This window comes from Bacillus sp. 95MFCvi2.1, assembly GCF_000374965.1.
GTDB lineage: Bacteria > Bacillota > Bacilli > Bacillales > Bacillaceae_G > Bacillus_A > Bacillus_A pseudomycoides.
On the sequence record NZ_KB895701.1, the window covers coordinates 94,606 to 106,545 of the forward strand.

Annotated in this window: 11 protein-coding genes and 2 pseudogenes; 6 read left to right on the forward strand and 7 right to left on the reverse strand. The window is 34.3% G+C overall.

What is annotated here, in order from left to right; all coding sequences use genetic code 11:
- Nucleotides 1–241: 241 nt before the first annotated feature.
- Nucleotides 242–967 (reverse strand): metallophosphoesterase family protein, encoded by a 726-nt coding sequence (locus C568_RS0117360; protein WP_018782271.1) that lies wholly within the window; start codon nucleotides 965–967, stop codon nucleotides 242–244.
- A 137-nt stretch (nucleotides 968–1,104) separates the two neighbouring features.
- Here C568_RS0117360 and C568_RS31990 point away from each other — a divergent pair, with 137 nt between their 5' ends.
- The 3 genes from C568_RS31990 (at nucleotide 1,105) to C568_RS34815 (ending at nucleotide 2,011) form a co-directional block, all read left to right on the forward strand.
- On the forward strand, nucleotides 1,105–1,425 hold the full coding sequence (locus tag C568_RS31990; RefSeq protein WP_080740046.1) for a DUF4352 domain-containing protein: 321 nt from the start codon (nucleotides 1,105–1,107) through the stop codon (nucleotides 1,423–1,425).
- 284 nt (nucleotides 1,426–1,709) lie between these two features.
- A complete protein-coding gene (locus C568_RS33205) occupies nucleotides 1,710–1,811 on the forward strand; it encodes a YjcZ family sporulation protein (RefSeq protein ID WP_018764670.1) in 102 nt (33 codons plus the stop codon).
- A 47-nt stretch (nucleotides 1,812–1,858) separates the two neighbouring features.
- Entirely contained in the window at nucleotides 1,859–2,011 is a 153-nt protein-coding gene (locus tag C568_RS34815) for a hypothetical protein (protein ID WP_003203102.1), read from the forward strand.
- 106 nt (nucleotides 2,012–2,117) lie between these two features.
- Here the strand turns inward: C568_RS34815 and pdxR are convergent, their stop codons facing one another.
- On the reverse strand, nucleotides 2,118–3,509 hold the full coding sequence (gene pdxR / locus C568_RS0117380; protein WP_029427436.1) for a MocR-like pyridoxine biosynthesis transcription factor PdxR: 1,392 nt from the start codon (nucleotides 3,507–3,509) through the stop codon (nucleotides 2,118–2,120).
- Between the two features lie 110 nt (nucleotides 3,510–3,619).
- Between pdxR and C568_RS0117385 the strand changes: the two genes are divergently transcribed.
- Entirely contained in the window at nucleotides 3,620–4,525 is a 906-nt protein-coding gene (locus C568_RS0117385; protein WP_018782273.1) for a DMT family transporter, read from the forward strand.
- Nucleotides 4,526–4,735: 210 nt separating this feature from the next.
- Nucleotides 4,736–5,293, forward strand: a pseudogene (locus C568_RS0117390) (transposase); the annotation flags it as partial.
- A gap of 174 nt (nucleotides 5,294–5,467) precedes the next feature.
- Here the strand turns inward: C568_RS0117390 and C568_RS0117395 are convergent.
- On the reverse strand, nucleotides 5,468–6,097 hold the full coding sequence (locus C568_RS0117395) for a hypothetical protein (protein WP_018782275.1): 630 nt from the start codon (nucleotides 6,095–6,097) through the stop codon (nucleotides 5,468–5,470).
- A gap of 256 nt (nucleotides 6,098–6,353) precedes the next feature.
- Nucleotides 6,354–6,973 (reverse strand): annotated as a pseudogene (locus tag C568_RS31995) (IS6 family transposase).
- 293 nt (nucleotides 6,974–7,266) lie between these two features.
- Here C568_RS31995 and C568_RS0117405 point away from each other — a divergent pair.
- Nucleotides 7,267–7,464 carry an aspartyl-phosphate phosphatase Spo0E family protein gene (locus C568_RS0117405; protein WP_003203089.1) on the forward strand — a complete coding sequence of 66 codons (198 nt, stop codon included), beginning with the start codon at nucleotides 7,267–7,269 and terminating at the stop codon, nucleotides 7,462–7,464.
- Between the two features lie 261 nt (nucleotides 7,465–7,725).
- Here the strand turns inward: C568_RS0117405 and C568_RS0117410 are convergent, their stop codons facing one another.
- The 3 genes from C568_RS0117410 to ppsA all read right to left on the reverse strand — a co-directional run bounded on the left by C568_RS0117410 (nucleotide 7,726) and on the right by ppsA (nucleotide 11,879).
- Nucleotides 7,726–7,977, reverse strand: a complete 252-nt coding sequence (locus C568_RS0117410; RefSeq protein ID WP_003203088.1) for a SunI/YnzG family protein — start codon at nucleotides 7,975–7,977, stop codon at nucleotides 7,726–7,728.
- 203 nt (nucleotides 7,978–8,180) lie between these two features.
- Nucleotides 8,181–8,663 (reverse strand): DUF5105 domain-containing protein, encoded by a 483-nt coding sequence (locus tag C568_RS30980; protein WP_018782276.1) that lies wholly within the window; start codon nucleotides 8,661–8,663, stop codon nucleotides 8,181–8,183.
- Between the two features lie 600 nt (nucleotides 8,664–9,263).
- Complete coding sequence (ppsA, locus tag C568_RS0117420; RefSeq protein WP_018782277.1) at nucleotides 9,264–11,879, reverse strand: phosphoenolpyruvate synthase; 2,616 nt, start codon at nucleotides 11,877–11,879, stop codon at nucleotides 9,264–9,266.
- Nucleotides 11,880–11,940 lie beyond the last annotated feature (61 nt).

Sequence of the window (11,940 nt, forward strand, 5' to 3'; positions counted from 1 at the left end):
CCGTTTCATCAAGATGAAACGGTCTAGCCTTTACCAGAGTAATGTGACCATTCTCCATTTAAGCTAGAAACATTTCGCACAACTACCCTGCACCTTTAGTGAAATAACAGAGTGTAATTAATTTTGGTACATCTTTTTTATAAACAGTTTAACTTTCTTCAAAATGGCATGACTTTTTTATAAACAGTACAACTTTGTTTTAAGTCGACATGTCACATCTTCTGCTAAAGTTCTCTTATTTTTAAATTCTTCCTGTTTTCACTGCTCTAGCCCAATCTAAGCGACCGTTTATTTCACTTTTGTTAATTGCTCCATCTTGATTATAAGGAATATGTAATTGCTCTATCATCCAATCATTTTCTTGTTTTGTAACAATTGTATAATTAGCAAATGGTGAACCTGATTCCATTTTATGATAGATTGGTAATTCATCTTCATAGGCGGGTAGCCCAACACTTCCTGGATTAATAATTATTTTATCATTTGGAAGAGAAATGACTCTTGGTATATGTGTATGTGCACAAAAAATAAGCCTTTGTGGAATACCACTTACTAATTTCATAATATCTTCTGTCTTTTTAAGTACTGATCCACTAGAGTTCATTTCCTCTAACAAATATATTTCATCACTTGTCGGTGTTCCATGACAAAAATAGAAATCATCGGTTTGTAAGAAATTAGGCAAATTAGAAATCCACGTTTTATGCTTATCCTCTAATAAATTCTGTACATATTGAACTGTTAAATTAGACGTATTAGGCTCTAATAAAATTCGATCGCAATTCCCTTTAATACTTTGAATATTTTGGTTCATTAAAAGATCATAGGTTTCCAGTGGAAATAAAGGACCATATAAGCTATCCCCCAAATTATAAATAGATTGAATCCCTCGGTTATTAATATCTGTTAGTACAGCTTGTAAGGCATCTTTATTTCCATGAATATCAGCCATTATTGCAATTTTCATACCAATCACCCCTTCAGAATTTATAGTTTCACTTTTATTTCATCATAAATATGAAAAGAATTCTGTCCTCACCTTATATAGAATGAATATTCATACTATTATTGTACATTAATTGAAAAAAGCCGACACTAAATGTTATAGGTAATGAAGATGTAAAAGCACAGGGCATATTTAAAGCTTTAGAAGTCTACGTTATGAATCGTCAAGAGGAACCTATTACACTAAATAGCAAAAACTTTAAATTAATTGATGATCTAGGAAGAGAATATTACAGTACTACTGAAGCTCAATTAGCACTTAAAGCTGTGAATAATGCTACATTTAAATTTGATACTCTTAATCCAGATTCAAGTTCGTCAGGAAAAATTGTATTCGATATACCGAAATATGCTAAAGGATTAGTTTTACAATTTAATGGTGATATGTTGGATAAAGAGATTGATTTAAAAGTTGAATAGTCAAAAGAACTCAAAAAAGTGTTTTTTGAATGAAATACTGATTTGAATCATATTTCTCAAAAATAAATGTAGATAAATATGGTAAAATGGTAATTGGATGGGAGTCCAATACATATTATTAAAATTAAAGTGGTTCAAGTCGGAGAAAGGCACCTTATGGTGTCTTTTCTTTATTTCTTAAAGGACCTGCTCATTCATCATTATAAAACATAAAGTAATGTAAACCCGTTAAAACACAAGAATGACCCAATGTTCTCCCCTCTTATCTAAAAGGAGGAACTGTTATGGGCTTTGGAGGTAGTTGCAGTAGTTTTGGTGGTGGATTCGCCTTAGTCGTTGTGCTCTTTATATTATTAATCATAGTTGGAGCTAGCTGCTTTTGCTGATTTACTTACTAGTAAAGAAAAGGCACTCATTGGAGTGTCTTTTCTTTATGAAAAAATCCCCACACAATGCGCAAGGGAAAGAGCAAACTGTTCAGTTGGATGAACATCTTCATCATAATGGCGTACCGCCCCATGCCCATCAACTTAAGAAAACAAATCCACCCCAAAACGAAAAAATGAGCTTTTTTATTACGAATTAGTACAAAATCTCGTTCTGGGGGTAGTTGTATTTTCTTAGCTTGATAGCGATATGGTGCTACCGCTAATAGGAAAAACGAAAAAACTTTTTTAGGGAAAAAATCAAGATTACAACCAAATTTTTGCTAGTTGAGATACTCCTTTTATTATCTTTTCTTCACATAAATTACCCAATCCAAGTTGAATATGTGGATATCGTGGTATACATTTCGAGAAATATTTCGAGCAAGGATAAACTGCAATTCCGTATTCATATGCCCTTTCAATTAGCATTTTTTCACTCATTTTTGTTTTAACTTCAATAATAACGAAAATTCCGGAGCTACCACCTTTTATTTCAACATAATTCTTAAAGTGTTTTAGTAATTCCCTATTCAATAGATTCATTTTACGTTTATACAACGCTTTCATCTTCCTTAAGTGTGAGTACCAATATCCTTCATCCATAAAGGTCGCCAGTGTTCGCTGATGAATAGATGAGGATGTTTGCTCAAGTAAAGGGAGTATCTTTTTATATTCACTTACTAGCCTCCTAGGTAAAACCATATAACTGACACGGATAGAAGGTAGCAGTGCTTTTGAAAAAGTTCCTAAATAAACCACCCTATCATTAGAATCTAAACTTTGAAGAGACGGTACAGGTTGATGGATGTATCGAAATTCACTATCGTAATCATCCTCAATAATATATCCTTCCACCCTTTTTGCCCATTGAATTAACTTTAATCTTTCATTGACGGGGATAGTCACTCCATATGGAAAGTGGTGAGTAGGAGTGACATATAAAAGTCTAGAAGGCGACTTTAAAAGGCGATCGACTTGGATGCCTTGTTCTTTTACCGGAATCGGATCAATGATAAATGACTGAAGAGCAAATAGTTCCCTTGCCACATCATAGCCAGGGTCTTCTACTGCCAGATAATGATAGTCTTGCTTTAGCAACAGCGACAAAAGTAATAACAAGTGTTGTGTGCTACTGCCAATAATAATCTGTTCAGCAGAAGTATTAACCCCTCTTGATTGAAACAAGTAATCTGCTAGTACCTTTCTTAATTTAATATCGCCTTGTTTTTCTCCGTATGAAAACATGCTAGAGTCTTTAACGATTTTGTTTGTAAGCATTCTCCATTTTTTCAAAGGGAAGTTCTCTTGATCCACTGTCCCAATCTTAAAGTCAATAGTTTTCATGTCAGTTTGATTTTTTTCATGATGCTGTTCTCTAATGGGTTCATAATTAAGCGTCTCATCCGATATAGTGGCCTCTACAAAAAATCCCTTTTTGTTCTCACTTCGAATATATCCTTCCGATTGCAATTGTTCATAGGCTACCTGAGTTGTGTTTCTGCTGACCTCTAATTGGAGAGCAAGTTGTCTAATCGATGGCAACTTTGTATTCCTTTCTAATTTACCAGATAAAATCTGGGTACGTATGTATTGATAAACTTGTTGGTACATAGGAGTGTTACTTTCTCGATTGATATTAAATATTAGTTCATTCATCATTGAAATACCTCATCTGTCATTTGTGTTTATTGTAAACTGTACCTTTTAGAAATGACAGTATAAATGAATAATGAATTTAGAAAAAATTTTGATCTGGGAGATAACTTATGACAATATTTATGTACATATTTTGTTTGATTGTATGGGGACTCAACTTTATTGCAGTAAAAATTCAAGGAACTCCTGTCAGCTTGGAATTATCCTTAACTTATCGTTTAGTTATGACAGCCTTTTTATTTTTGATTCTTGTTTGGTCCCTTCGACCAAGAGGGAGGCCAACAAGAAAAGATATCCCATTTGTAATAGTTTTTGGTGTATGTAACTTTGCATTAAGCTACTTATGCCTTTATTACGCCACAATTTTGAGTTCTGCAGCAATCGTAACATTGATTTTTTCATTAAAGGTGATTTTGACCCCGATTACTCTCCGGATTTTTTTAAAAGAAAAGTTACATTCACGCGTTTTGTTTGGGGGGATTTGGGGTGTATTAGGCGTATGTATTCTCATCTATCCGAATTTGAACAACTTTCAAGGGTCCAATGACATAAAAGGAATTATGGTTGCGATCTTAGGTACGCTTCTTACAGCAGTAGGTGATGCCAGCTCGGCACGAAATGCAAGTCACAAGGTGAATCCTATCTATGCAAATGCCATTGGATTTACAGTGGGCAGTATATTGATGGGAGTAATTGTATTATTTCAAGGACAAGAATTTATATTTCCAACATCGTTTTCATACTTATCTGTGTTGCTATATTTAACCCTGGTTGCTTCATTTGTAGCATGGTTATTCTATTTGAAGCTTGTAGAAAAAATTGGAGGAGCTCAAAGTGGCTATATGGTTGCACTTTTCCCGGTAATTGGAGGAATAGCTTCCGTTTTAATCGGTGAGTCAGATCCATCATTGTATTTGTTTGCTGGTTGCTTTTCTAGCTGTATTGGTGCTGCCATCGCATTAGGGCTTGGAACTCGGAAGCAAAATGCGAAATTACCTCTAAAAAGAGCTAATTAAGAAGGAATAAGTCTATTGTGAACTTGAAAATAGAGCTCATTTATTTGGTTCTCAGGTTGTTGACCAAGAATGCATGAACACTTAAACAAATGGAATATAGACTATAGGGGTCACCATACATTACTATCAACCTAAGAGGAATTTGTATCCATAATTCATAGAAAGCGTTATTCTTTTTGTAGAAATATACAGAAAGGATGGCGTTTTTGTATGAATCTATCGATTCAAGATGAGTTTTATTTGTTCGCTAAAGAATTACAGCGATATCTATCTCCACATATTCTTCAACAACTTGCACAAGAGACAGGTTTTGTAAAACGAAAGAGTAAGTATGGCGCACGAGATTTGGCTGCTATTTATCCTAGTTCAGGAGGATGTGCACAAACAGCCGGTATTAAAATTCAGCTAGAGTATGATTTACATAGTGGAAAATCCCTCAATTTTCAAATGGATCCAGGTGAAAATAATGATAAAACCTTTGGTACAGATTGTTTAGATACTTTATGCCCAGGAGATTTATGCATCCGGGATTTAGGTTATTTTCACTTGAAAGATCTTCAACATATACAAGATAAAAAGGCTTATTATATCTCAGGTATCAAATCGAATACACGTATTTATCAAAAAAATCCTAACCCTGATTATTTTCAAGATGGCAGAATCAAGAAAGGTACAGAGTATATCCAGATAGATATGGAGGTTTTAATGAACTCTCTTCAACCAGGACAAACATGTGAAATATCCAATGCTTTTGTAGGAATGGTTGACTTACGCTGTTTCCATTCTTGATATACGGATATAAATCTATTATCAATCTCAATTTTCTTTCGACCAAATTTAATACCCTTAAAAAATCACTATTCTCCCATTTCTTCTAAACCGATGAGAGGATAGTGATTTTGAAACTTCTTCACCTGTTCAATTGAAATTTCCCGTTATTTATTATGGATTCATCGTGATTTCAATTGCTGAAGCCCTATCATTCCAATCCGCAGCCATATTAGCAGTTTTACCATACCACTCATAATGTCTAAACATGACTCCTTGACCATATCCCTGAGATGAAGTATGCTCCCACAGCGTCGTTGAGTAGCTTGCAGAAGGTGACGCCGTACTTAAGGAGGAAATTCTGTCATTCCAGCCAGAAGATAAGTTTGTAAACCCACTGCTCCAATAAATATACTGTCCACCTTTATTTATATGCTCATAGAAATCCGTACTTTCAGGACCACTACCTAGAGGCTTTATTACATTTTTAAGTTGAGGCTTTATTACATTTTTAAATCTTTGCTTATCTTTTTTAATGAAAGCCTCCAAGGTTTCTCTGCTCGTAAAACCATACGCTAACCAATCTCCCTTGTTATTCTGTTTAGGCAAAACCATGGTTATTTTTATATCTTCGTTAGATTTGTTATTCACTTTGGCCAGGGAATCCACACTCTGTTCATCTACAGTTAAATACTCGAACGATTTAATCGTGTAATCTTCTTCTGCACTTGCTGATACCGTTCCCGATCCTCCAGTTAATGCAAAACCAGCTGCTAATGCTCCTACTACTAACTTCTTGAACATACAACCATCCCCTTTTTGCTTAGATTTTTGGTACAACTAAAATATATGTTGTTTTCATAATCATATAAATGTTTAGAACTTTAGAAATAAAAAATGGAATATTCACTGTTTTTTATTTTAATTTTTATAAAAAAATACACTATTGGGGTTTTATGGCATGCCCATTAAGTTAAAAAGTTCTGTTGCAAAGTTACCCAAAACATAGAGAATCTAGGATTGCATCGTTAAATGGTTATGCAACCATTAATAATTCCTGTCATTCATTATACGTTGAAAAACCGAAGTCTGAGCCAAGACTTCAGTTTCTTTTATATAGAGCATGAATGGTTTCGATTCCTTTTATCGTACGTGAAGCATGCCGAAGGTTTTGAAATGCCTATGATCCTGTTCAACGAGATTGTTCAAATGTTTGATTGTACAATGAGTTGTATTTGAATAAAAACCTTGTTTTCTTAATTTCTTAAATGCGCAAAGTAATGCCGGCGCTTTGTCTGTTGTTAGAGCCGTTGGTTCGCCAAATGTTTTCATAAAGGCATAAGCAGCCGGATAATCCCGTTTTTTACGAAGTTGAATATCCAATGTATGCCCGTCTTTATCTATTGCACGATATAAATAACACCATTTTCCTTTGACTTTTATATAGGTTTCATCTAGCTTCCAAGATAATTGGACGTTTTTATTTTTCTTCTTCCAAATTTGATAGATAAGGTTTCCGTATTCATGAACCCAGCGCATGATAGTTGTTGGGTGAACTGAGATTCCACGTTCTTTTAAAATTTCAGAGACATCACGATAACTTAAAGAAAAACGACAGTAGTACAGGGCGGCTACCAAAATAATATCTTTCTTGAACTGTTTTCCTTTAAAATATTGCATTTATGTTTCTCCTTACTCTTTTTTTCTAGAGTGTGGTCTCATTTAGAAAACTTTGCAACAGAACCCTTGGTAGCCATTTGGTGAAACTTTTTTACAAATAATTTAACTATGTTTCAAACCAACAATATTTTCTCTTTTTACAAATTATAGTTAAAAGGTTAGGCTTCAAACTCTTTCCTTTAAAAGTTCATAAAAATGTTTTAATATGTTTAATTATGCTATTTCCTTATTCAAGAAATTAGTCTATAATTTTCTAAGGAATATTATGGGGATAGAGGAGTTTATGCAAGAATATGGAGATGAGAAAGTTACATTATTTAATTGAAAAAAGAAAAGAAGAATTAATTGAGCTTGTTAAACACTATGGTTTTTGTCATCCTAGGGTGCTAAAATTTAGCCAAGATCTAGATAAATTAATTATTCATATGATGAAACAAAGTGAAATACGTGACATTATTACAAAAGCAAACAGTAATACATGTAAAAAATAAAAATTCTATAATTTCACCTCTTATATTTATATATCAACCTATACAGAACTTTTTTCATGAAATATTTATAAAATAAATATATTTCTAGATCCTTTTAACTGGTTCGGTTGAGGTGTAGGTACAAGCATTAAATAAGAACTGCATTCGTTAAAAATTAACAACGAAAATTAACATAACTAATAGCAAAAAAAGAAGCGGAAACCGCTCTTTTTTGTTCATTCTCTAAGCGTTAGCATAGCAGGTGAGTAGTTCACGAGATGCTCACAATCTAATTTTATTTAAAAATGAAATCTTATTAAGTGTAAATAATGCATAATCTAAAGTTGTAGTTCTAATTAATATACAATCTGATTCACCACTTTGTGTTCCTATCTTTACTAACTTTTTCTTTTCAGGAACATAGTCATTATCTTCAATAATCTCAACAATGTCCTCTAACAGAATATTAATTTCTGCAGTTTGCCATTCAATTGTTAATTGTTCATGTGTCTTTGTTACCTTAATATCTTGCATATAACTCTATTACCTACCTATTAAATTTAAATTTCATTATAAATGAATGTAACGAAATTATATCAAAAAGTTATAAAAACAGCTACAATTTTTTATTCTTAAACAAAGCACCAAGATTCCTAATACAGAAAATTCAAAAATCACCTGAGTAAACCTGTATATCGAATTAATAGTATCTTTTTTATAAAGAGTTTAATAATATATTATGGTTTCCATAAAACCCTTGGAAGATCCTTTATATCCTCTCCATTTATATGCCACTTATCGTCACCTTTATTATACATACCAACCCTTAGCGATTCTTCCGTAGAAGATATTTCTGCTTCAAGTAATATTGAAGATGAATAATCATATAGTTGCTTTATTAATTTTGGGTTAGGTATTGATGGGTTTTCACTTAATATTCTTTTTTGCTCATCTTCAACTTTTGTTCTCAAACTTGATACCAATATTGGCTTTGATTTTATTTCCACTTCTGCAGTTTTACCTTCTCCATCTATATATACAACATTCGTTTCAAATTTCACTTTTTGCCGTATTACTTCTTTAAAATTTTTAAAATAGTTATCTACTGATTCTTCTGTAATACTAGATACGCCCTCATAATTATATAGGACTGCTTTTCTAACCTTTTCCGCCATCGCTTCATTAAATTGTTTTCCATCTCCACCTGTTAATTTACTCATTTTGTCTATATCTTTATCATAGAAGCCCACCTATTGTAAGTGATACTATCAAACTCATACCTACTAAATTTTTGGAATATAACATATTCTACTTCAACTCTTTTCTGTATAAATTATGAATTACAGTAATATGACACCATTATATCTCGGTGTTCTATAGCATTTTTTATTTATATACAATTATTAAAATGTAAAAACCACAAAAACATCAAACCCTATTTTATTTCAAGGTGCGCCGTTATCTATAGCACTGGAATAAAGTTTAATTAAAATGACCCTACTAAATCCCTATGCAATACACAAAAAGAAACCATTTTGAAAGATCTTTTATCAAGACCTAAAATAAAAAAAGATAGATAAATTAAAGGACATTACATATTTTATATGACTAATATGTAATGTCCTTTCTTATTCAACAATAGCGCTCTTTAACAGAAGACTCGATTTCAAGATAATCTTAACAGACATTAATATCGATCTTCAGTTACTGTCCCCTTATATGTCCTAGTGACAGGGTTCTTACCATAGACCGCAAAGCACCATGATGTCAATGATTCTCCTAATTCGAATGCTCTTCTTTTATGATTTAAATGTAATGGATTATAGTATTTCTATATAACCTTCTGTTCCATTTACTCGAATTCGTTGCCCATCTTTTATCAGCTTGGTGGCATTTTCAACACCGACAACGGCAGGTAAGCCATATTCACGTACGATGACTGCTCCATGGGTCATCAGTCCGCCAACTTCGGTGACAAGTCCTTTTATGGATACAAACAATGGTGTCCAGCTAGGATCGGTGAAGGTTGTAACCAGTATATCTCCATCTTCTAAATCTGCATCTTCCATTTTTAAGATGACGCGTGCTCTGCCCTCTATAACTCCGGAAGAAACCGGTAGACCTACAATAGCTTCGGCTGGGAGATTTTCTCGTTTGTATTCACCCGCAATAATTTCACCATCAGACGTGATAACACGTGGGGGAGTTAGTTTTTCATATAATTTGTACTCGTCTTTTCGTTTGCTGATGATCTGGTAATCTAGTTTATTTGTGCGTACGACTTCGTGAAGTTCTTCAAAAGTGAGATAGTATATATCTTCTTTTTCATGAATAACGTTGGCTTGTACGAGTTGTTCGGCTTCTTTCAGTAAAGCCTGCTTATAAATGAAGTATCGATTAACCATGCCGTACTTTGGATATTCCCGATAACCGATGAAATTCCGGATTAGGTCGATCATTCGTTTTGTTCCTTTGACTTTTTGTTCACCATCCGGTAATTGCTTCAATCGATCTAATAACTCTTGTTCTTTTTTCAAAGCTTCCTGTCGCCCTTGCTCAAATTTCCGATTGCTAGCATTAGGCTCAAAGTTTTTGATATTACTAAGAATCATGGGGATAAGTGTAGTTGGTTTTTCACTCCAACGAGTTTTAGTAATATCGATTTCTCTGGTACATCGCATTCCGTATTTGCTGAGATAATCATAGATAGTACCTTGGGTTTCCTGCCCACCATCAAACTTAACCAGTTCATCCAAAAAGTTATCATCTTTTACATGTTGTAAATAATTGATTACTTCCGGATAAGGACGAATCACATCTGCGACATCTAATAGCGCCAGACCCATTTCCGAAGTAATATTGTTTGGTACAGATAGAGAAAGCGTGTCTGCTGCGTTTTTCTCACCTAACCACTTGTTCATTTTTTCATTGATCCATGTTGAAGCATCCATAGCAGCCATAATCACACCCAAACCTTGTGGGTCAAATAAAATCTTCTTTAATTTCTGGATATCTTCTAGAATAAAATCAAATAAATCTGATCCTGATTTCGATTGGATGTTTTGTTTTAACTCTTCTATCGATGTTTGACTACTCTTAATCAAATCAGAAACGATTGTCGGATCGTTTTCGATTTGTGCTTGAAAACCCGAAGACGATATACCTTTATTGCTTTTACTGGGACTCGGTACTTTTTTACCATCTGGTGACGATTTTATAAAATCTTCTCGCTCTATTATAGTCATGAGTGCGTCTTTTATGAGCGGATCTGATTGTCCCAAGGTATCTATTATCGTTTTTCTGCTGACAGGCGAAGCCAGATTATGTGTGATATCAACAAATAACCTTCCACCAGCTTTAAACCTGGGTCCAAAAGATGTTAACTGGAATAAAGATAATCCCAATGGTTTCATGGGGTCGGTCATCATTTGTTGGTGACCGACAGATACATAAACGTGATTTTCCTGATCATTTGCTTCAGGGATGGGGTATAAAGTAGTGATTGGACGACTCTGGACAATATAAAATGTATCATCAACCAAACACCATTCGATATCTTGTGGGCAACCAAAATAAGCTTCAATCTCTCTGCCTATGCGTGCGAGCTGTAAAATTTGTTGTTCAGTAAGTGTTTGCGTCTTTTGCCGATCAGGATCAATCTGCTGTGTCTCTGTTCCGCCTTCTTTTAGTCCATAGATGGCCAATTTTTTGGTTGCTATCATCTTATCGACGATTTTATCTTCTTGCACCTTATAGCAATCCGCAGATACCAGGCCTGAGACAAGAGCCTCTCCTAGTCCAAAGCTAGCATCGATCGATAGTAGCTTTCGATTGGAAGTAATCGGATCAGCAGTAAATAAAATTCCTGAAGCCTGTGGGAAAATCATCCGTTGAATGATAACGGATAGATAAACTTGGCTGTGATCAAATCCGTTTTGGATTCGGTAAATTATTGCGCGATCAGTAAATAGGGAAGCCCAACATTTACTGATATATCGCAATATTTCATCTTTTCCGATGATATTTAAATAGGTGTCCTGTTGACCAGCAAAGGAGGCAAATGGAAGATCCTCGGCTGTAGCACTTGAACGAACAGCATATGCATGCTCGAAGCCAAAAGTTAAGAGACATCGATCGATATCTTCTTCGATCCCCTTCTCGATCTCGATCCCCTCAATCAGCTCACGAATCTTCCTGCTAATTTCACTAATTCTTTCTCGTTCGTCCACTTTTTGAACTGCTAGTTGATCCAGTAATTGATGAAGCTCCTCATTTTTCCCAATGACTCTTTTATATGCCTCAGTGGTAACACAAAATCCCTCTGGTACAAGTATTCCTTCAATCCTCGAACATTCGCCCAAATTCATCCCTTTACCACCGACCACCATTTGTCTCGTTTTATCGATCTCACGAAACTCTAGTACATATGGTTTCATTTCTTTCCCTCCCATTTATCGCTCAATACTAAGACGAATCATATGACAAAAATTGTTCATC